Raw genomic sequence first — 20,753 nt, 5'->3', positions numbered from 1 at the left:
CGTCACGGGTCAACAGTGAAGTGGCGCACAACATGAACGAAGCCGCCGGGCGCCAGCGCGAGGCGGTGGAGTTGGTGTCTACTGCGTTCAACGAAATGGTCGCCACCGCCAACGAGGTGGCGCGTTCATGCAGCGGCGCTGCGCAGTCGGCCGAGAACGGCCATCGCCGTGTGGCCGAAGGCAAACAGCAAATCGAGGTCACCACCGATAACGTCAACCGCCTGGGCCGCCGCCTGACCGAGTCATCCCAGGCCATGGTGGAGCTGGAAGCCGGCAGCCGCAGCATCAACCAGATCCTGGGGACCATTCGCGCCATCGCCGAGCAGACCAACTTGCTGGCCCTCAACGCCGCCATCGAAGCCGCTCGCGCCGGTGATCAGGGCCGTGGTTTTGCAGTGGTGGCCGACGAAGTGCGCGCGCTGGCCAAGCGCACCTCCGACTCCACCGGCGAGATCGAGCAACTGCTCGGCACCCTCGGCAGCAAGACCGAAGAAGTCACCCAGAAGATGAGCAGTTGCCTGGACCTGTCCCGCGCCAGCGTGTCGTCCATCGAAAGCGCGCGGGACAGTTTTGAGGGCATCCAGTTGTCAGTCAACGAGATCCGCGACCAGAACCTGCAGATTTCCGCCGCCGCTGAGGAGCAGCACAGCGTGGCCGAAGAGATCAACCGGCATATCCAACAGATCTATGACGAGGCGAGGTTGGTAGAGAGCCTGGCCAACGCGGCGCAGGATGATTCGGGGCGGTTGGCGGGCCTGTCGCAGGAGCTGAATGGGTTGGTGGGGCGTTTCAAATCCTAACGTGCACTGCGGTGAAATTCCGCGATCTGTTGCCACATCGCAACCGGGTTGGAATACATCGGGAAGTGCCCGCACTCGGCAATCGGCGCCAGGCGTACACCGTGGGCCTGGATATGGGGCAGGTACGACAATGAGGCGTTCTGCTCGCCATACATGAACATCTTCGGGCACGGCAGGCCTAGAAACTTGCCCATCAGGTCGGCGTGGTCGGACAGCTCGACCATCGACTGGAAGATGCCGCGTACCGCACCGGCGCGCACTTTGTGGCGCAGGCTCGCCGCATACAGCGCACTGGCATACGCCGGTGCGTGGCGCGCGCGTTCGATGAATGCACTGAAAAACGCCTCGGGATCGTCCGCCGGGAAGTCGACTATCTGCCGGCTCAGGAAGCAGTCTTCGGGGGCGATATTGCCTTCAATGTCGGTAAAACTCAGCACGCGATCCGCACAACGGTGCGCCAGCATCAGTGCGGTCAGCCCACCCATGGAGTGGCCGACCAAATGGAAGCGCTCAATATCGAAATGCTCCAGCACCTGCAAGGCCGTCTCCAGCAGCAAGGGAATACTGATTTTCGACAGATCGTCGCACTGGCTTTCACCGCAGCCGGGCGCGTCGTAGGCGACGAAGGCGCGCCCATCAAAAGCCGGGTGCAGGACAATATCGGCGTAGTCTTCCTTGGTCGAACCAAACCCGTGCAGGAACAGGATAGGCGCGCCCTCGCCGCTACGGTGCAGGGCGGCGATGTTCAGCGCAACGCCATCTACCGTCAGCGGTACGCAGGTGTGAACGAACGACATGGTGCAGTTTCCTTGGACAAACAGGCCGCCAATTTCCGGGGTTTGCCGCTGCGTGTAAATGACCGATAGCGGAACGCATTCATACGCCAATCGTATGAGCCTGAAACTGCGCGACCAACTCGGTCACCAACGGGTTGGGCCGTTCGCTGTTCCAGGCCACGGCAGTGGTAACCACATTGAGCTTTTGCGTAAGTGCGCGCAGCACCACATTGTCCGGCGCCAGCTTTTTCAACGACGCCGGAACCAGCGCGATGCCCTGGCCACAGCTGACAAAGGCAATTTGCGAAGCCACCGAGCGCACTTCATGCAGTACTCGCGGTGAAAACCCGTTGGCGCGGCAGGTGGCAATCAGGTTGTCGAAATACACCGGGCTGACTTTGCGCGAAAACATCACCAGCGGCTCGCTGGCCAGGCTCGACAGGCTGATGCGGGTGCGCGCCGCCAGCGGATGATCGCAGGCCAAGGCCACCATCAGGCGGTCCTCACGCAACGGCAACGACTGGATCGCCTGGCCCAGGTCGCCGTCCAGCCGCGCAAAGGCCAGGTCGATATCGCCAGCCTCCAGCGCCGGCACGGCTTCGACACTGTCAATCTCGCGCACCGACACGGTGAGGTGCGGGTATTGCTGCTTGAGCTGGTTGATCAGGCCCGGCAGCACATCAAACATCGCCGTGGAAATCGCGCCGATGGTGAGCATGCCCGACTGCCCCGCCACCGCTTCTTCTACCGCCAGCTCCAGGCGCTCCAACTGCTCGGCGAACTTGCGCACCGCCGGCAGGATCGCCGCGCCCACTGGCGTGAGCTTGGCACCGCGTCGCGAGCGCTCGAACAGCGTGACCTTGAGCGCCTGCTCCAACACCTGGATCTGCTCGCTCAAGGGCGGCTGCGACATGCCCAGGCGTTTGGCGGCGCGGCCGAAGTTCTGTTCTTCGGCGACAGCCAGGAACAGCCAGAGGTGGCGAATCAGGCGGAAGTTGATCATAGGTTCGGCGTATGTAAAGTGAGGTTGAACGCCAATATACCTATCTATGCCTGCTGTGAAACCATCCAGTCGATAAAGGCCTGCAATCGCGTGGTAAAAGGCTCGCCTTCGGCACTGGGGTTGCGCGCCTCAAACAGGAAGTACGCGATCTGGATGCGCATCGTCGGCTGGCGCTGGATAAATGCTGCAACGTGCTCTTCGAGCGTGTGTGGCCAGCTTGGCGTGTTGTCGGCGCGCAAGGTGTTAGTGGCTCGAATCAGCTTTCGCGCAGCCTCGCGCTGCAGGCGAAGGCGTTCGGATGCGCTGCCAGCGTGTTCAATACGGGTGAGGTAGCCACTCAGTACCTGTTCAAAGTCACCATTCAAGGCCAGGGCGATTGCGCGCGAAGGCTGCAAGCGTGCAAAGCGCAGCGAAAGATCCTCGCCCCACACACAACGGCAATGATGCTTAAGCCAGAAGCCCCATTTATTCGCGTTCTCGGGCGCCAGTACTTCGTCGCGGTGGCCGATATCAAAGTCGATCTTGGTGACCACCGGGTGGCGTTGCTCCAGCCCCTGGCGCAGCGTTTCCAGGTGCGCCAACACCTGTGCATCGGGCGGATCGAGCAGAATCAGGCTAAGGTCCAGGTCCGACTCGCCTGGGCTTGCTTCGCCCCTGGCGACACTGCCATACACATAAATGCTGTCCAGCCCCGACTGGGAGAGGCTGGCGCGGACATCCGCCAGCAGCGGCTCAAACTCGGGCTGGAAGGCGGCATCGTCCAGCGTCAGCACAAAGCCCTGAGCATCTACACCGGTCAAGGTACTCATGGGTGATGCACCTCAATCACCAGGCCTTCGGCCTCACTCGGTACACAGAAGTGGCGGGTGATCAGGTCGAACTCGGCGTCGGTGGCGGCAAAATCATGCTCGCCCTGGGCATTGCGCGCATGCAAACGGCTGCGGCAGGTGGCGTCATCCAGTTCCAGATAGTGCAGACAGTGCGGCACTTGCGCAGCCTGGGCCAAGCTCAGCAGCCACTCACGATTAGCCAGCGTATTGGCCGGAAAGTCCAACACCACGCTGACGCCCGATTGCAGTACGTTGATCACCAACGGCCCGAGCACACCCCGAATTCGCTGGGCGCAACTCAGGTAATCGGCAATCGAGCGGACCTCGCCGGGGTAAAGCGTGGCGAGCCAATGGTCTTCGCTCAATACGATGGCGGCGTGTTCAGCCGCCAGGGTTCTGGCCAGGGTGGATTTGCCGGAGGCGATCTTGCCGCACAGCAGGTGCAGGGTTGGCATGGACACGGTTCCTTTTATCAGGCCCTGAAGCATGCCAGTTTTCAGGCCTCTGCATAATGCCTGCTCGCCACAGGGAATGTGGATGCCTTTTACAGTGTGTAGATGCTTATGCTGCGATGCGGACATCTCATTTTTTGTCACTCCCAGTTGACGCTATCGCAGCAAAGGTATCTACACAACGTTAACATTGAGGCGGTCTTGGGGTCGGGCGGGCGGGGGGCATATCCGTTATTTAGGTAACGGCGGCCTATGGTTCCGCTCTTACAGCGGGTCACTTTTGTAAAGACACAAAAGTAACCAAAAAGTCTTCGCCCCAACACTCGGTGCCTCGCTTAGGCTCGGCATGCCCGCAATCCGCCAGTGATTTGGGGGGCCGCCGCGATGGGCCATCCTTGGCCCAGCGCGGCTAAACCGGCATCCCTGCCGGTTTACCCCCCAAATCACTGTCAGATTCCGGCCATCGTGTTTGACGGGGCGATTTCAGATCAAGATCAAAAGCGCAGATCAAAAGACCGCTGACTTCGTCATCGAAAAGGATGTAAGGGCCGGAGCAACAGCAACAGCAACAGCAACAGCAGAGCCATACTCGGTCATAGGTGGGAGCTGGCTTGCCTGCGATGGCATCAACTCTGTGTGCCTGATGTACCGAGGTGTCTGCATCGCAGGCAAGCCAGCTCCCACAGAAAAGCGGCTCTTCAGTGCATGCAAATCCGCAGCCGATCTCATATTCAAAACTGCATGCGGTCAACTGTGGGAGCGGGCTTGCTCGCGAAGGCATCAACTCTGTGTGCCTGATGTAACGAGGTGTCTGCATCGCAGGCAAGCCAGCTCCCACAGAAAAGCAGTTCTTCAGTGTATTCAGATAGGTTTTTGCTTTGCACTTGATCTGGCTCTTGCTTCAACCACTCAGGTCGGCTTTCAGGCCGCCGTGCTGTAGATCTTGATCTTGATTTTGATCTGAGACGCCCCGTTAACCACGATGGCCGAACGCAGGCTTGAATCCGTGGGTAACCCGGCAGGACGCCGGGTTAGCCGCGCTGGGCCAAGGATGGCCCATCGCGGCGGCCCACGGATTCAAGCCGGAGTGAGGGCATGCCGAGCCTAAGCGAGGCACCGAGTGGTGGGGCGAGGACCTTTTGGTTACTTTTGCGTCCTTGCAAAAGTGACCCGCTGTAAGAGCGGAACCATAAGCCGCCATCACCCAAATAACGGATATGCCCCCAAGATAAAACAGCCCAACACCACAAACGCCAATATTTGTGTAGATGCCTATGGTTATCGCAGGCAAGCCAGCTCCCACAGAAAAGCGCCAGAACCGATTCTGTAACAGTGAATTGGCACCCTGGTTTCGACAAATTACCGACAAAGGATGGTTATGATTCGGGATGCAATGCTCAAGGACGCCAAGCACATCGCCCACGTGCATGTGCGCAGTTGGCAACAGGCCTATGTGGACCTGATGCCGGCGGTTTTTCTAGCCTCGCTGACCACAAGCTTGCCGCAGAAAGAGGCTCACTGGGCGCGTTCAATTGAAAGCAAACAGGCTGACACTCTAGTCGCTGAAATGGATGGCACCGTTATCGGCTGGCTGTCGCTGGGCCCTTGCCGTGATGCGGACACGCCCGAGACCACAGCCGGAGAGGTCATGGCTATCTACGTGTTGGCAGACTACTGGGGCCACGGCATCGGCGCGCAATTGTGGCAGGCCGGTTTCCAGCGTTTGGTTGACCAGGGTTACAAACGCATTTCTTTATGGGTTTTAGCCGCAAACCAAAGAGCCATACGCTTTTATACAAGCTTTGGCGGCACCGAAGACCCGGGTAGCCGTCGCACGCTGGTGCGCGGTGGCGTGACGCTGGAAGAGGTGCGCTATGTGTGGACCCGTTAAAGCCCTGGCAAACCCTGAAATAATATTTCGACACGAATTACGCTGAACTATCCGCCAGGCTCTACGCTCCTTCCCTATGCGTTGCCCCGCCCCGGGGCGTTGGATAAACAAGGAGCCGCGACCCTATGACCACCCTTCCCGCCTACCCACTCGTCAGGCCTGGCCCGCTGCATTCAACCCTGTTGGCCGGCACCGTGCCGCTGTTTCTCGGAGCCTTGCTCAGTGACATCGCCTATGGCCAGACCTATCAGATCCAATGGGCCAACTTCGCGTCCTGGCTGATCGCCGGAGCCTTGGTGTTTTGTGGCTTTGCATTGTTGTTTGCGCTGGTCAACCTGGTGCGTGCCGAGCACAAAGCCGGGCGCCCCGCCGCGTACTTCCTGCTGTTACTGATCACCTGGGTACTCGGGTTGGTCAACGCGTTCCAGCATGCCAAGGACGCCTACGCCATGATGCCTGTGGGCCTGGTGCTGTCGGTGCTCGTGACCGTCCTGGCGATTATTGCCACATGGATCGGCCTGACCAACCTGCGCTCGGGAGCTGCCAAATGAACCCACTCAATACCCTGACCTTACTGAGCGCAGCGCTGTTGCTGAGCGCGTGCGGCGACGCCGGCGACAAGACCCAGGCACGCGGTCCCAACCCCAAACTCCCCGAGCAACAAAGCAGCCTGCTGCCGAGCATGAAGATTGCCGAGCCGACACCCTGGGGCGAGAAAAAACCCACGGTGCCGCAAGGCTACAGCGTCACGGCCATCGCCACCGACCTGGCCATTCCACGGCAAACCCTGGTGCTGCCCAATGGCGACATCCTCGTTGCCGAAGGCCGTGGCGGCAGTGCTGCCAAGCTCAAGCCCAAGGACGTGATCGCCAGCGTGATCAAGGCGCAGGGCAACACCAAGGTCAAGAGCGGTAATCGCATCACGTTGCTGCGCGATGCCGACGGTGACGGCAACTACGAGCTCAAGACCGTGTTTGCCGACAACCTCAACGCGCCCTATGGCCTGGCTTTCGCCGACGGCAAGCTGTACGTGGCCAACCAGGATGCCCTGGTGCGCTTCGACTATGCCGACGGCCAAACCAAAGCCAGCGGCCCGCCTACCAAAATCACCGACCTGCCGGCGCAGATTAACCATCACTGGACCAAATCCCTGGCCATCAGCGAAGACGGACGCCAGCTCTATGTGGGCATCGGCTCCAACAGCAACATCACCGAACGCGGCATGGAAGTGGAGATCGACCGCGCCATGGTCTGGCAGATTGATGCGGCCAGCGGCGCGCATAAGCCCTATGCGACCGGCCTGCGCAACCCGACCGCGCTGACCATTCAGCCGGGCTCGGGGCAATTGTGGACGGTGGTGAACGAACGCGATGAACTCGGCCCCGACCTGGTGCCGGACTACCTCACCTCGGTGCGCGAAGGCGCCTTTTACGGCTGGCCCTACAGCTACTGGGGCCAGAACGTCGACCCACGCGCGCAACCGCAGAACCCGATGAAAGTCGCGGCCGCGATCAAGCCGGATTACAGCCTGGGCTCCCACGTTGCAGCACTCGGTGTGGATTTCTCGATTCCGGCCATGGGTGAACAATTTGCCGACGGCGTGTTTGTCGGCGAACACGGTAGCTGGAACCGCGACAACCCGGTGGGCTACAAGGTGATCTTTGTGCCGTTCAGCAACGGCAAGCCGGCGGGCGAACCGATTGATTTCGCCACTGGCTTTCGCGGCGATGACGGCAAGACCCGTGGCCGCCCAGTGGGCGTAACGGTGGACCCGAAAGGTGCGCTGATCATTACTGACGACCTGGCGAACACCGTTTGGCGGGTGACGCGCAATAAATAACCGCCATTTAATCTTTTCACTGTGGCGAGGGAGCTTGCTCCCGCTGGGCTGTGAAGCGGCCCCTGCTCTTTGTTTCAAGAGCATGGGACTGCTACGCAGTCCAACGGGAGCAAGCTCCCTCGCCACAGGGGACGGGTTTACAGGTCAGTGATTTCCTTATGGCGCGGCACCAGCGCTTTCATCACGCTCCACGCCACCAGGTAGGCCAAGGCGCAGATCGCAAACATGATCATGTAGCCGGTGTGAATGTCGTTGATCGACTTGTAGTAGTCGAACACCCAGCCACCGATCTTGGTCATCACCACACCGCCCAGGCCGCCCGCCATACCGCCGATGCCGACCACCGACGCCACGGTTTTTTGCGGGAACATATCCGACACCGTGGTGAAGATATTGCACGACCACGCCTGGTGCGCCGAGGCGCCCACGCCGATCAACAACACCGGCACCCAGAAGCTCAGGTAACCGAACGGTTGCGCCAACAGCACCACCAGAGGGAACAGCGCGATCACCAGCATGGCTTTCATGCGGCCGTCATACGGGGCATCACCGCGCGCCATAAAGTAGCTGGGGAACCAGCCGCCGCCGATACTGCCGACCATGGTCATGCTGTACAGCACGGCCAACGGCATCACGATATCCGCGCCTTTCATGTTGTATTGCGCCGACAGGTACGTGGGCAGCCAGAACAGGAAAAACCACCACACGCCGTCGGTCATGAACTTGCCGAAAGCGAAAGCCCAGGTCTGGCGGTAGGTCAGCAGCTTGAACCACGAGACTTTTTTCGGCGTCGCCCCTACAGGCTCAGGCGCGAAAGGTTGCACGGTCTGGTCACTGCGGATGTAGGCCAGTTCTTCGGCGGACAAGCGCTTTTGCTGCTCCGGTTTCTCATAGAGCATCGACCACACCGCCACCCACACAAACCCGAGCATGCCGATCACGATAAACGCGGCTTCCCAGCCCCACATCCCGGCAATCAGCGGTACGCAGATGGGTGCCAGGATCGCGCCTACGTTGGCGCCGGAGTTGAATATGCCGGTGGCCAGGGAGCGTTCTTTCTTTGGGAAATATTCGGCGGTGGCCTTGATCGCAATCGGGAAGTTGCCCGCCTCACCAATCGCCAGTACCGCGCGGGAGAGCATAAAGCCAGCAATCGACACCGGTATCACCGCCAGGCCAATGGCAGCGCTGAGCGAGGCAATGCCCGCGCCCATCGGCACCGAGAACGCATGCATGATCGCGCCGGTGGACCAGATGGCGATGGCCACTACATAGGCAGCCTTGGTGCCGATCTTGTCGACAAAGCGCCCAGCAAACAGCATGGCAATCGCATAAACGAACTGGAACACCGCAGCGATGTTGGCGTAGTCGGTGTTGCTCCAGCCAAATTGCGTCGACAGTTGCGGCGCCAAGAGGCTGAGCACCTGGCGGTCGAGGTAATTGACGGTGGTGGCAAAGAACAACATCGCGCAGATGGTCCAGCGATAGTTGCCGACGGCCTGGCCGACGCGGTGGGCGTTGATGGGCTCATTCAAATTCATGGCATCACTTTTTATTTTTGTTAGATAGGACATATGTAACGTCATATGTCGTCGTACAACTGTCACTTTTATAGCGGGACGCCTGGGCGGTGTCAATCTGAAAGATTGCCGTTTATCCAGGTATTACTCAGCCGTATAAACAGTCAGCTCAAAGCAGTTGTAGGACGACGAACGCTAAACACCCGGCTGGGCGCCTTGCCCGGGACATCGTCGAGCAGGCCGAAGGGCTGCATGCCAAGCTTTTCCAGCACACGAATCGAAGCCGCGTGATCGGGTCGCACCAGCCCGAAAACCTCGGGCAAATTCAGTGTTTGGAAGGCCAGTATTAGCGCATCCCGCCCCAGCTCGGTGGCATAGCCCTGCCCCCACGCCTCCACAGCGAAGCGATAACCCAGGTTGATGCGACGCTCGGTCAGGTAGTTAAGCGGCGCGATGCCGCCAAAGCCGATGAGGTGCTCGGGCTGCTCCTTACGGGCAATCGCCCACCAGCCATAACCCTGGGTGGCCCACTGCTCGAGCCAATGGTTGAGCACACGCTGGGCATGATCCAGGCTGACCATCGGCCCGGCAGGATTGAACAGGTTTGTCTGCGGGTCACCGAAGATCGCGAACAATCGCTGCACATCATTGGCTTCGGGCTTGCGGTAGATCAGGCGTGAGTTGGCGTCAGGCATGCGCATAATTCCTTGTTGATGCCATGAAGTTCAACGCATCAGCAAAAAAACGCAAATAGCGGTGAATTATTTGGTGTCGGCTTGTATCTGAAGTGACAGAGCGGTGCCATCGCAACGATGGCACCTCCCCTGTTCAGTTTTAGAGTAACCCGCATGAAATTACGTAAGAAAAGCGTCAAACCCATCGGTTTGAAAGACATCACCATCGTCGACGATACCAAGGTGCGCAAGGCGATCACCGCCGCCGCACTCGGTAACGCCATGGAGTGGTTCGACTTTGGTGTCTACGGGTTCGTCGCCTATGTGCTCGGCAAAGTGTTCTTCCCCGACGCCTCGCCCAGCGTACAAATGATCGCTGCCTTGGGGACCTTCTCCGTACCCTTCCTGATTCGCCCGCTGGGAGGCCTGTTCTTCGGCGCCCTGGGCGACAAATACGGGCGGCAGAAAGTATTGGCCGCCACCATCGTGATCATGTCCCTGAGCACCTTCGCCATCGGCCTGATCCCCGGCTACGCCTCGATAGGCATCTGGGCGCCGATCCTGCTGCTGTTGTGCAAAATGGCCCAGGGCTTCTCGGTGGGCGGTGAATACACCGGCGCCTCGATCTTTGTCGCCGAATACGCGCCGGACCGTAAACGCGGGTTCCTCGGCAGCTGGCTGGACTTCGGCTCCATCGCCGGCTTCGTGCTCGGTGCCGGCGTCGTGGTGCTGATCTCGACGATCCTCGGTGAAGCTGACTTCGAGGCCTGGGGCTGGCGCCTGCCGTTCTTCCTCGCCCTGCCCCTGGGCATCATCGGTCTGTACCTGCGTCACGCGCTGGAAGAAACCCCGGCCTTCCAGCAGCACATGGACAAGCTCGAACAAGGCGACCGCCAGGGCCTGACCCACGGCCCCAAAGTCTCGTTCAAGGAAGTCGCGACCCAGCACTGGCGCAGCCTGCTGACCTGCATCGGTATCGTCGCCGCTACCAACGTGACCTACTACATGCTGCTCACCTATATGCCCAGTTACCTGTCGCATAACCTGCACTACAAAGAAAACAGCGGCGTACTGATCATCATCGCGATCATGGTCGGCATGCTGTTTGTGCAACCGTTCATTGGCTTTGTCAGTGACAAGATCGGCCGCAAACCCTTCATCATCGCCGGCAGCGTCGGCCTGCTGTTCCTGTCCATTCCGGCGTTCATGCTGATCACCAGCGGCAAGATCGGCCTGATCTTCGCCGGCCTGTTGATCCTGGCGGTGGTCCTCAACTTCTTTATCGGCGTGATGGCCTCGACCCTGCCGGCGATGTTTCCCACGCACCTGCGCTACAGCGCGTTGGCCAGTGCGTTCAACGTCTCGGTATTGATCGCCGGTGTCACCCCCACCGCCGTGGCGTGGCTGGTGGAAAGCACCAACGACCTGTACATGCCCGCCTACTACCTGATGGTGTTTGCCGTGGTCGGCCTGATCACTGGCCTGACCATGAAGGAAACCGCCAACAAGCCACTGCGCGGCGCAGCGCCTGCGGCCTCGGACATGGCCGAAGCCAAGGAAATACTGCAAGAGCACCACGACAATATCGAGCAGAAGATCGAAGACATCGACACTCAGATTGCCGAACTGGAAGCCAAGCGTCAGAACCTGGTGCAGCAGCACCCACGCATCAACTAAACACTGACCCTGCATGGCGGCCCGTGCCGCCATGCCCTGGAGTGCAAAAGCATGGTTCCAAGCGTCACCGCAGCACACTCGCTACTCAGCGCCGATGAGCGCGCTGCCATCGCCGAAATAGAAGCCACCACCAGCATCCTGCAACTGGTTACCCGCCTCACCGGCATGCGCTTCGCCGGCATCGCCAAGTTCACAGACCTGGAATGGGTCGTCTGCTCGGTGCATGACACGGCCGACATGGGTATTCATGTCGACGACGTACTCGACCTCGAAACCACCTTGTGCAGCGAGTTCTGCATTAACCCGCAAACCTTGTTCATCCCGCAGATCAGCCACAACGGCCGCTTCGCCGCGCGCCCGGTGGTCAAGCAATTCGCCATCGAAAGCTACGCCGGTGCGCCGATCTTCCTGCCTGATGGCCGCCTGTTCGGCGCGTTGTGCGCACTGGATTCGCGGGCAATGCTGTTTGAAGACCCCAACCTGCCGGAAACCCTGAGCCTGTTTGCGCGGCTGATCGGCTGTATTTTCTTCGCTAACTTGAGCCCGCTTGATCAGTGAGCGTGCCGCGCAAGGCGGCCATATCGCGCTTGGGTGGCACACCGAACAGCCGGCTGTACTCGCGACTGAACTGTGACGGGCTTTCATAACCCACCTTGAACGCCGCACTGGACACGTCTTGATGTTCGTTGAGCATCAAGCGCCGTGCCTCATTCAAGCGCAGCCACTTCTGATACTGCAAAGGGCTCATTGCCGTCAGGTTCCGAAAGTGATGGTGAAAGGTGGCTGCGCTCATCTGCACCCGCGCGGCCAATTCCTCCACCCGCAACGGCGCGGTGTAATTGAGCTTCAGCCAATCGATCGCCTTGGCGATCCGATAACCCTGCCCGTCAACGGCGCAGATCCGGCGCAGGCGCCCGGCCTGATCGGTCTTTAACAGCCGGTAGTGGATCTCACGCTGAATCAACGGCGCGAGTATCGGGATCGCTTCGGGCTCGTCCAGCAAAGCGACCAAGCGTGCAAACGACGCCAGCATGCCTTCGGTGACCGTGCCGATTCCCACCCCTTTCATCACCGCCCGTTCCCGAGTGGGCGGCAACTCACTCTGGGCGATCAGCTCGGCGAGGATGCGCAGGTCTAGTTTGAAGGTCAGGCCCAGGCAGGGTCGAGTCGGGCTGGCAACCAGCACTTCGGAGTTGGCCGGAATATCCAGAGACGTCAGCAGAAACCGCGTCGGGTCATAGGAGTAGCCTTCACCGCCGACCCACAATTGTTTTTCACCCTGAACCACCAGCACCACACACGGCTCGACCATACACACCACCGGCGCTGCCGGCTGCTCACGCCGATAGAAGCCCAGGCCCGGGACTGGCATGGGGTAGTCGCCGGGCGCCGCGACCTGCGCGTTGATCGCCTGGATCAAGGCGTCCAGGGGCAATTGATTAATCGTCATAAAAGGCTCTTTTAACGCGTGACCGAACTGTATCGCGCACGGCAGGCAAGTGTCGCCCACTACGCACAAGACTCAGAGGATCAGGCAAGTAATCCACTGGAACGCACTACAGAACGCCGGCCCATGCCGGGAAAATGTGCAGACCAACCTTCTCTGGGATCACGCCATGAAAAGCCTTTTGCTCGCCCTGAGCGTGCTGCTGACGTCTTTTTCTTCATTGGGAGCCGATATGTCCAACGGTGCTGACAACTTCTACAAAAGCGACAAATTGACGGTGCAAAACGTCACCTTCAACAACCAATACGGCATGCCGGTCGCAGGCCATTTGTTCATGCCGAAAAACCTCGCCCCCAGCGCCAAAAACGCAGCCCTTGTGGTTGGCCACCCGATGGGCGCCGTCAAAGAGCAGAGCGCAGATCTCTACGCCACCAAAATGGCCGAACAAGGCTTCATCACCCTGTCTCTGGACTTATCATTCTGGGGCGACAGCGCAGGCTCACCACGCAATGCGGTGCTGCCCGACCTCTACGTCGAGGACTTCAGCGCCGCCGTGGATTTCCTCGGTACCCGCCCGCAGGTTGATCGCGAGCGCATCGGTGTAATCGGTATTTGCGGCAGTGGCAGCTTCGCCATCGCCGCCGCGAAGATCGACCCACGCTTCAAGGCAATCGCTACCGTGAGCATGTACGACATGGGTGCGGCCAACCGCAATGGCCTCAAACATAGCGTGACCCTGGCGCAACGTCAGCAACTGCTGCGCCAGGCCGCCAACCAGCGCTATGTGGAATTCCAGGGCGGCGAGACCGTCTACACCGGCGGCACGCCACACGCCCTCACCGGCGATGCGGTGGGGGACGAGTTCTACGATTTCTACCGCACGGCGCGCGGCGAATTCACACCCGTCGGCGGCTCACCGCAAACCACCACGCGGCCGACCCTCACCAGCAACGTGAAGTTCCTGAACTTCTACCCCTTCAACGATATCGAGACGCTCTCCCCTCGCCCGCTCTTATTGATCGCCGGCGCCGACGCGCACTCGCGTGAGTTCAGTGAAGACGCCTACCAACGGGCGGCCGAGCCCAAGGAACTGGTGATCATACCGGGCGCAGGCCATGTCGATCTTTACGACCGGGTCGATCTGATCCCTTTCGACAGACTCGCCACCTTCTTCAAAGGCCAGTTGAAATAATGTCTGATAAACCACAGATGCATAGCTGGGCTGCGGTGTTTGCGATGTCGCTGGCGGCGTTCGCACTGGTGGCCTCCGAGTTCATGCCGGTAAGCCTGCTGACGCCGTTGGCCACCGACCTGCAGATTTCCGAAGGCCAGGCCGGCCAAGGCATCTCGGTGTCCGGTCTGTTCGCCCTGCTGACCAGCCTAGTCATCGCCGCCGTCGCTGCGCGGGTTGAGCGCAAGCGTCTGCTGTTGGCGTTGACCGTCCTGATGATCCTGTCTGGAACCGTGGTGGCGCTGGCGCCGAATTACTTGACGTTCATGCTCGGTCGCGCGCTGATCGGCGTGGCCATTGGCGGCTTCTGGTCGCTGTCGGCAGCGACCGCCATGCGCCTGGTGCCCACGGCCCAAGTACCGCGCGCGCTGGCGATAGTGAATGGCGGCAACGCGCTGGCAACGGTGATCGCGGCGCCCTTGGGCAGCTTTCTTGGCGCACTGATCGGTTGGCGTGGCGCATTCTTCTGCGTCGTGCCGGTGGCGGTAGCGGCGGGCCTATGGCTGCTGTTCAGCTTGCCCGCGATCAAGGTGCAAGGCCAAGCCAAGACTGGCAACGTGCTGCGCTTGTTCAAACAGACACCTGTGGCCCTGGGCATGCTCGCCATCAGCGGCTTTTTCATGGGCCAGTTCATGCTGTTCACTTACCTGCGTCCGTTTCTGGAAAGCGTCACCCGCGTCAGCACCTCCACCCTCTCGTTGCTGCTGTTGGTGCTCGGCCTGGCCGGGCTGGCGGGTACTGTGCTGATAGAGCGTGTGCTGAAAAACCGCCTGTACCCTGTGCTGATTGCCATTCCATTGATCATGGCGGTGATTGCCGTGGCCCTGGTGACCTTCGGCGGCTCGACGATCACCACAGCCGTGTTGCTTGGCTGCTGGGGCTTCGTGGCGACCGCCGCGCCGGTGGGTTGGTGGACTTGGCTGGCGCAGGTGTTGCCGGACGATGCCGAAGCCGGCGGTGGATTGATGGTGGCGATCATTCAATTGGCAATCACTGCCGGTGCCACTGTCGGTGGCCTGACGTTCGACCACAGCGGTTATCAGGCGACCTTTGAACTCAGCGCAGCCACGCTGGGGCTTGCCGCGCTGCTGGCAGGCCTGGCTGCGTGGCACTCAGCGCCGGGGTTGATGGCCAGCCGCTCTACCTGAAAAACTGACTCGGTGTCTTGCCAAACTGCTTTTTGAACATACTGGTAAAGGCGCTCGGGCTCTCGTAACCCAATTCGATGGCAACATCGATAATCTTCTGCCCCACCGCAATGCGCTCCAGCGCCAGCAGCAAGCGCGCCTGCTGGCGCCATTGGCCGAAGGTCAGCCCGGTTTCCTTACGAAACAGACGCTGGATGGTTTTCTGGTCCAACTCAAGCCGCCCACTCCAATCCTCCACCGTCGACGCATCCCCAGGATCCTGCTGCAGCGCCAGGCAAATCCGGTTGATACGCGGGTCGCCCGGTTGTGGTAGCGACAGCGGCAAGGCGGGCAGAATCGCCAGTTCATCAAGGATCAGGTGCATGATCCGCGCATCGCGTGAGTCCTCGGCATACGGCGGTTTCAAACTCACTGACGCCTTGATCAGCTCACTCAGCAACGGTGAAACGCTCACCGCCTTGGTCTCGGTCGGCAGGTTCGGGAACGCTTCGGGGCGCACAAACACACTGCGCATTTTCAGCGGGCCCACACACCGCAGCGAATGGACTTGCCCGCAAGGCATCCAGAAGCCACGATTGGACGGCACCGTCCATTGGTTGTGCGCCGAGTGCACCACCATCACGCCCTCGATGGCGTAGAGTAATTGGTGCTTTTCGTGGCTATGCTCGGGGATCACCCAGTTTTCGGGGTAATCGGTGGCGGAACTGATCACAGCCCAGTCGCCTGCGTCGATTTCCTGCAAAAATTCATTCAGTGGTTTGATCATTTCGCCCTTTTTGCGACAGTTGTCTCCCGAATTTCGTGAGACAGGCATTGGCGCCGAATTTAGCATAACCGCTGAAACAATTAGAAATGGGTGGCGAGCTCAAGTACTCGCCACCTCAGTTTGCTGCCCTGTATGGAATGCCTGCATGACGACCGTCACCGCGTCACCCGCCGCTGCAACCACTACACCCCAAGTGAGCCCCTTGGTCATGCGCGTCCTCGGCGCCTGCGCCCTGGCCCACCTGATCAATGACCTGATCCAGGCCGTGCTGCCCTCGATCTACCCGATGCTCAAGGCCAACTACGGGCTGAGCTTCACCCAGGTGGGCCTGATCACCCTGACCTTCCAACTGACCGCCTCCTTGCTGCAACCCTGGATCGGCTACCACACCGACCGCCACCCCAAGCCCTGGCTGTTGCCGGCCGGCATGGTGTGTACCTTGATCGGCATCCTGATGCTGGCGTTTGTCGGCACTTTCCCGGCGATCTTGTTGGCGGCGGCCCTGGTGGGCGTCGGCTCGTCGACCTTCCACCCGGAAACCTCGCGCGTCGCGCGCCTGGCCTCCGGCGGGCGTTATGGCCTGGCGCAATCGACCTTCCAGGTCGGCGGCAACACCGGCAGTGCCTTCGGCCCCTTGCTGGCGGCCGCGATCATCATTCCTTACGGCCAAAGCCATATCGCCTGGTTCGGGCTGTTCGCTGTGTTTGCGATTCTGGTGCTGTACGGCCTGAGCCGCTGGTACCGCAACCACCTCAACCTGTTCAAGCTCAAGCAAGGTGGCAAGGCCACCCACGGCTTGTCCAAAGGCCGCGTGACCTTTGCCCTGGTGGTGCTGGCGTTGCTGGTGTTCTCCAAATACTTCTACATGACCAGCCTGACCAGCTACTTCACCTTCTACCTGATCGAGAAGTTCCAGCTGTCGGTGGCCAGTTCGCAGATGTACCTGTTCCTGTTCCTTGGCGCGGTAGCCGTGGGCACCTTCGCCGGTGGCCCGATTGGCGACAAGATCGGGCGCAAGAAAGTCATCTGGTTCTCGATCCTCGGCGCGGCGCCCTTCACCCTGGCCCTGCCCTACGTCGACCTGTTCTGGACCGCCGTACTCAGCGTGGTGATCGGCTTTATCATAGCCTCGGCCTTCTCGGCCATCGTGGTCTTCGCCCAGGAACTGGTGCCGGGTAACGTGGGCATGATCGCCGGTATCTTCTTCGGCCTGATGTTCGGTTTCAGCGGCATTGGCGCCGCGTTGCTGGGCTTGCTCGCTGATAACCACGGTATTGAGTACGTGTATAAGATCTGCTCGTTCCTGCCACTGGCGGGCATCCTCACGATATTGCTGCCCTCGACCAAAGGCGTCTGATCGGCCGATTATCGGCTGGCCGTGTGCTATTAGCCGGAATGCTCTGAAAAACCTGCGTGTGCGCTTACAATCCGGATTTTTAAGCGCACACCCAGGCAGCCCGGCACGACATGACGCTCGACCCTCCTACGATTCTGATTCTGACCATCGCGCTGGCAGCCGCTGCCGCGTTGTACCTGGCTATTGAATGGCGCAGCGTGCGCGAGCCTTCCCTGCTGTTCTGGGCTGCAGGTTTCGCGACCATCAGCGTCGGCTCTACCCTGGCGTTGCTACGCGGCAGTGGCCTGTTGGTGATCGGCATCTGGTTCGCCAACGGCTTGCTGGTCACCGCGCACTTTTTGTTCCTGCTCGGCGTGGCGCGTTTTACCCAGGCGCGCCTTTCACCGCTATGGCTGTTGATGCTGGTGGTATGGCTGGGGATGCTGATGCTGCCGGTGGAGCTGCCATGGTCCAAAGCCATGCTGGCGGTGCAGTCGCTGCTGGTGGCAGTGCCGACCCTGCGCGCCAGCTTTCTGCTGCGTCCCCATGGCAAGTCCCTGAGCATCGGCGCGGTGCAGTTGCGCTATGTGCTGCTGATTCACGGCGCGTTTTATGTGGCCAAGGCATTGTCGGTGCTGATCCCCGGCACACTGATTGACCTGGCGGCCTTCAAGGGCGAAATCATCCAGGTGTCCCTGGTGGAAGGTGCGATGGCGATCATGTTGATCGCGCTGTCGATGACCGGCTCCGAACGCTACCGCCGCGAGCAGCACATCGCACGGCTGGCGGCCCGCGACCCGCTCACAGCACTCTTCAACCGTCGCGCCCTTGACCTTCAAGCGCCACGCCTGTTGGCGCGAGTTTCGCCGGCCCAGCCAGGCGCCGTGCTGTTGATCGATATCGACAACTTCAAAGGGGTCAACGACCTCTACGGCCATACCGCCGGCGACCGTTTGCTCATCGCCCTCAGCGAGATGATCCGCGGCGTCGTCCCCCAGGATGCATTGGCTGCGCGCCTGGGCGGGGACGAGTTTTTGATTCTACTGAACAACACCTCAACCCAGCAGATTGTTGAACTGGGCAGCCGCTTGCGTGAACAGTTCCAGCAAGTCGCCGCTGACACCTTTATCACGCCAGCGCCGGTGACCTTGAGCATCGGCGCCAACCTGTTCGACCAACCACCGCCGAGCCTGGCCGCGCTGATCGAACAAGGCGACACCACGCTCTACGAAACCAAGCGTGGCGGGCGCGACAGCATTCGTCTGGTGGACCAGACCGGCACGTTCGGCTAAAGGTCGTAATGCACCGCTACGCTGCGCCCGGTCTTCACCGACTCCAATGCACAATCGGCCAAGTGCAAGGCATACAGGCCATCACGCACGCTGGTCGGTAGCTCTCGGCCAGCGTTCAGCGCGTCAATAAACTGCGTTAGCTCATTGCGATAAGCATCCGCGTAACGCTCCAGGAAAAAGTGCTGCAACGGCTCCAGCGCTTCGGTGTGATCGGCGCTCCAATGGCGCAATGTGCTGGGCCGGTGGTTGTCGGTGAGCAACACGCCCGTGGCGCCGGACACTTCCACGCGCTGGTCATAGCCATACACCGCCTGGCGGCAGCAGTTGATGTGGCATTGCTTGCCGGAGGCGGTGCGCAGCAACACCATCACAGTGTCGTAGTCGTCGATGTCGGCCAGGCCCGGGTCCACCAGGCGGCTGGCGAACGCACTGACTTCCACCGGTTCCTCGCCGAGCAGGTGGCGGGCGGTGTCGAAGTCGTGGATGGTCATGTCGCGCAGGATGCCACCGGAGTGTTCCAGGTAGTCACGCGGGGCCAGGCCAGGGTCGCGGCTGGTGATGATCACCTGGCGCACGGCGCCGATCTGGCCGGCATCCAGCGCCTGGCGCAGACGCAGCATGTCGGGGTCAAAACGCCGGTTGAAACCAAGCATCACCTTGCCGCCCAGGCGCTCGACGGCTTGGGCGGCGCTGCGGGCCTTGGCGATATCCAGGTCGATAGGCTTTTCGCACAGCACCGCCTTGCCTGCGGCCACCGCTGCCAGCAGCAGGTCGATATGGGTGTCGGTGGGCGTGCCGATCACCACGGCATCAATGTCTTGGCGGGCAAGCACGGCGGCGCAGTCATAGGCCGCTTCGCAGCCCAATTGTGTGCTGAGCGCGTCGACACCTTCGTGCCAGGGGTCGGCCACCAGCACCAGCGTGGCGTTGGGGTGAGCGGCGACGTTGGCGGCGTGGATTTTGGCGATGCGCCCGGCACCTAAAACGGCAATACGTAGCATGGTCGAACTCCTGGCGTTGTTATTGAGGGAGCTTCAGTCCGGCAGGTTGAACGGTGTAACGATCTGCACCTGTGACGGCGCAATCGGCCCGGCTTTCCATAGCCGGTGGTGTTGCAGGATGTGCAAAAACACGCTGCGGGCATCGATCTGCAGGTTGTGGTCAATGATCGCGGCAACTTTTTCTTCCAACAGCAACTGGCGGTTTTCTTCGTCCAGGTCATGGCCGATAAACACCTCCAGCGGGCGTTCCAGCGCGGCGAAGGCGTCGACAATCGCGCGGTTACCGCCGCCGACGCTATACACCGCCTTGAGCTCGGGATGTTGCTTCAGGGCTTGGGTGACGCGCTCAAACGTGCGGTCGTATACGCCGTAGCCACCGCTGATATCCAACACCCGCAGGTGCGCGGCACGCCCGCGTAGCCAGGCGCGAAAGCCCATCTCGCGTTCTTCCTCGCCACGGAACAGTTCGCTGCCGATCACCACCGCTACGTCCTGGGGCTGTGCCGGCAGCCAACGCGACATCAGGTAGGCGGCGGTTTGGCCGGCGGTGCGGTTGTCCATGCCCACATAGCCAATGCGCTCGCTTTGCGGCAGGTCAGTGACCAGGGTCACCACCGGAATGCCCGCCGCGATCAACTGCTTGACGGCCTGATTCACCGCCGGCTCATCCGCCGCTTTCAGCACCACGCCCTGGCTGCCGGTGTCGAGGCAGCGCAGCAACTGGTCGTGCATGGCCTGGGGTTCGATTTCTTCAAACAGGTGAAAACGCGGCGCTATGCGAAACGGCGCCAAGCTGCCCAATTGCGCGGTGATCGCCGCCTGCACCGCCGCGCTGAAGCGTTGGGGCGTGTGCATGATCACATCGACGTGAAAGGTGCGCCCCACCGCCAGGCCGTTTTTTTCCTGGGCCTCCAACTCATCCAGCGCTTGCTCGATACGCCGGGTGGTTTGCGCATGCACGCTGCCGCGCTGGTGCAACACGCGGTCGACCGTGGCTTTGCTCACGCCGGCCTGGGTCGCGAGTTGCTTGATGGAGAAGTGTTTTGCGCGTTCGAGCATGCGGTTCGAC

20 protein-coding genes are annotated in these 20,753 nt (G+C 60.7%); 10 read left to right on the top strand and 10 right to left on the bottom strand.

What is annotated here, in order from left to right; translation table 11 throughout:
* The first annotated feature begins 32 nt into the window (after positions 1–32).
* Complete coding sequence (locus P5706_RS37220; protein WP_425540578.1) at positions 33–800, top strand: methyl-accepting chemotaxis protein; 768 nt, start codon at positions 33–35, stop codon at positions 798–800.
* Here P5706_RS37220 and P5706_RS14660 read toward each other — a convergent pair.
* The 4 genes from P5706_RS14660 to P5706_RS14645 form a co-directional block, all read right to left on the bottom strand.
* Positions 797–1,597: an alpha/beta fold hydrolase gene (locus P5706_RS14660; protein ID WP_200434809.1), complete on the bottom strand. Its 801-nt coding sequence runs from the start codon at positions 1,595–1,597 to the stop codon at positions 797–799. The genes P5706_RS37220 and P5706_RS14660 overlap by 4 nt on opposite strands.
* Before the next feature lie 79 nt (positions 1,598–1,676).
* Entirely contained in the window at positions 1,677–2,579 is a 903-nt protein-coding gene (locus P5706_RS14655) for a LysR family transcriptional regulator (RefSeq protein WP_200434808.1), read from the bottom strand.
* A gap of 44 nt (positions 2,580–2,623) precedes the next feature.
* Entirely contained in the window at positions 2,624–3,388 is a 765-nt protein-coding gene (locus P5706_RS14650) for a nucleotidyltransferase domain-containing protein (protein WP_285679670.1), read from the bottom strand.
* Positions 3,385–3,864 (bottom strand): P-loop nucleotide/nucleoside kinase family protein, encoded by a 480-nt coding sequence (locus P5706_RS14645; RefSeq protein WP_200434806.1) that lies wholly within the window; start codon positions 3,862–3,864, stop codon positions 3,385–3,387. Before P5706_RS14645 ends, P5706_RS14650 begins: the two co-directional genes overlap by 4 nt.
* 1,375 nt (positions 3,865–5,239) lie before the next feature.
* On the opposite strand from P5706_RS14645, the gene P5706_RS14640 reads away from it, so the two are divergent.
* The 3 genes from P5706_RS14640 to P5706_RS14630 all read left to right on the top strand — a co-directional run bounded on the left by P5706_RS14640 (position 5,240) and on the right by P5706_RS14630 (position 7,592).
* Positions 5,240–5,752 (top strand): GNAT family N-acetyltransferase, encoded by a 513-nt coding sequence (locus tag P5706_RS14640; RefSeq protein ID WP_285679669.1) that lies wholly within the window; start codon positions 5,240–5,242, stop codon positions 5,750–5,752.
* Between the two features lie 125 nt (positions 5,753–5,877).
* On the top strand, positions 5,878–6,303 hold the full coding sequence (locus tag P5706_RS14635) for a DUF2231 domain-containing protein (protein ID WP_200433199.1): 426 nt from the start codon (positions 5,878–5,880) through the stop codon (positions 6,301–6,303).
* Entirely contained in the window at positions 6,300–7,592 is a 1,293-nt protein-coding gene (locus P5706_RS14630) for a PQQ-dependent sugar dehydrogenase (RefSeq protein WP_285679668.1), read from the top strand. Before P5706_RS14635 ends, P5706_RS14630 begins: the two co-directional genes overlap by 4 nt.
* Before the next feature lie 137 nt (positions 7,593–7,729).
* On the opposite strand, the gene P5706_RS14625 is transcribed toward P5706_RS14630, so the two are convergent.
* Both P5706_RS14625 and P5706_RS14620 read right to left on the bottom strand, forming a co-directional pair.
* Positions 7,730–9,133, bottom strand: a complete 1,404-nt coding sequence (locus tag P5706_RS14625) for an MFS transporter (protein ID WP_099549644.1) — start codon at positions 9,131–9,133, stop codon at positions 7,730–7,732.
* Between the two features lie 143 nt (positions 9,134–9,276).
* A complete protein-coding gene (locus P5706_RS14620; RefSeq protein ID WP_285679667.1) occupies positions 9,277–9,807 on the bottom strand; it encodes a GNAT family N-acetyltransferase in 531 nt (176 codons plus the stop codon).
* 153 nt (positions 9,808–9,960) lie between these two features.
* Here P5706_RS14620 and proP point away from each other — a divergent pair, with 153 nt between their 5' ends.
* Complete coding sequence (gene proP, locus P5706_RS14615) at positions 9,961–11,463, top strand: glycine betaine/L-proline transporter ProP (protein ID WP_065931602.1); 1,503 nt, start codon at positions 9,961–9,963, stop codon at positions 11,461–11,463.
* Between the two features lie 51 nt (positions 11,464–11,514).
* Positions 11,515–12,021 carry a GAF domain-containing protein gene (locus tag P5706_RS14610; protein WP_056860185.1) on the top strand — a complete coding sequence of 169 codons (507 nt, stop codon included), beginning with the start codon at positions 11,515–11,517 and terminating at the stop codon, positions 12,019–12,021.
* Here P5706_RS14610 and P5706_RS14605 read toward each other — a convergent pair.
* Positions 11,996–12,913, bottom strand: coding sequence for an AraC family transcriptional regulator (locus P5706_RS14605; protein ID WP_285679666.1), 918 nt, complete (start codon positions 12,911–12,913; stop codon positions 11,996–11,998). The two genes, P5706_RS14610 and P5706_RS14605, sit on opposite strands and share 26 nt — an antisense overlap.
* A 166-nt stretch (positions 12,914–13,079) precedes the next feature.
* Here P5706_RS14605 and P5706_RS14600 point away from each other — a divergent pair, with 166 nt between their 5' ends.
* Together P5706_RS14600 and P5706_RS14595 are read left to right on the top strand one after the other, a co-directional pair.
* Complete coding sequence (locus P5706_RS14600) at positions 13,080–14,102, top strand: alpha/beta hydrolase (RefSeq protein WP_285679665.1); 1,023 nt, start codon at positions 13,080–13,082, stop codon at positions 14,100–14,102.
* On the top strand, positions 14,102–15,289 hold the full coding sequence (locus P5706_RS14595) for an MFS transporter (protein WP_285679664.1): 1,188 nt from the start codon (positions 14,102–14,104) through the stop codon (positions 15,287–15,289). The genes P5706_RS14600 and P5706_RS14595 overlap by 1 nt, the downstream gene beginning before the upstream one ends.
* Here P5706_RS14595 and P5706_RS14590 read toward each other — a convergent pair.
* Positions 15,282–16,103 carry an AraC family transcriptional regulator gene (locus tag P5706_RS14590; protein ID WP_200433203.1) on the bottom strand — a complete coding sequence of 274 codons (822 nt, stop codon included), beginning with the start codon at positions 16,101–16,103 and terminating at the stop codon, positions 15,282–15,284. The genes P5706_RS14595 and P5706_RS14590 overlap by 8 nt on opposite strands.
* 97 nt (positions 16,104–16,200) lie before the next feature.
* Between P5706_RS14590 and P5706_RS14585 the strand changes: the two genes are divergently transcribed.
* Entirely contained in the window at positions 16,201–17,412 is a 1,212-nt protein-coding gene (locus P5706_RS14585) for an MFS transporter (protein ID WP_017138958.1), read from the top strand.
* Positions 17,413–17,522: 110 nt separating this feature from the next.
* The gene (locus P5706_RS14580) at positions 17,523–18,683 is read left to right on the top strand and encodes a GGDEF domain-containing protein (RefSeq protein WP_285679663.1); all 1,161 of its coding nucleotides are present in this window, start codon (positions 17,523–17,525) and stop codon (positions 18,681–18,683) included.
* On the opposite strand, the gene iolG is transcribed toward P5706_RS14580, so the two are convergent.
* Both iolG and P5706_RS14570 read right to left on the bottom strand, forming a co-directional pair.
* The gene (iolG, locus tag P5706_RS14575; protein WP_285679662.1) at positions 18,680–19,684 is read right to left on the bottom strand and encodes an inositol 2-dehydrogenase; all 1,005 of its coding nucleotides are present in this window, start codon (positions 19,682–19,684) and stop codon (positions 18,680–18,682) included. The genes P5706_RS14580 and iolG overlap by 4 nt on opposite strands.
* A gap of 33 nt (positions 19,685–19,717) precedes the next feature.
* Positions 19,718–20,743 (bottom strand): LacI family DNA-binding transcriptional regulator, encoded by a 1,026-nt coding sequence (locus tag P5706_RS14570; RefSeq protein ID WP_138815255.1) that lies wholly within the window; start codon positions 20,741–20,743, stop codon positions 19,718–19,720.
* Positions 20,744–20,753 lie beyond the last annotated feature (10 nt).

The sequence above is a fragment of the Pseudomonas sp. ChxA genome (genome assembly GCF_030263855.1).
In the GTDB taxonomy this organism is placed as follows: domain Bacteria; phylum Pseudomonadota; class Gammaproteobacteria; order Pseudomonadales; family Pseudomonadaceae; genus Aquipseudomonas; species Aquipseudomonas fluorescens_CB.
Note: the sequence above shows the minus strand (reverse complement) of the source record. Positions and strands in the feature narration are given on the sequence as shown.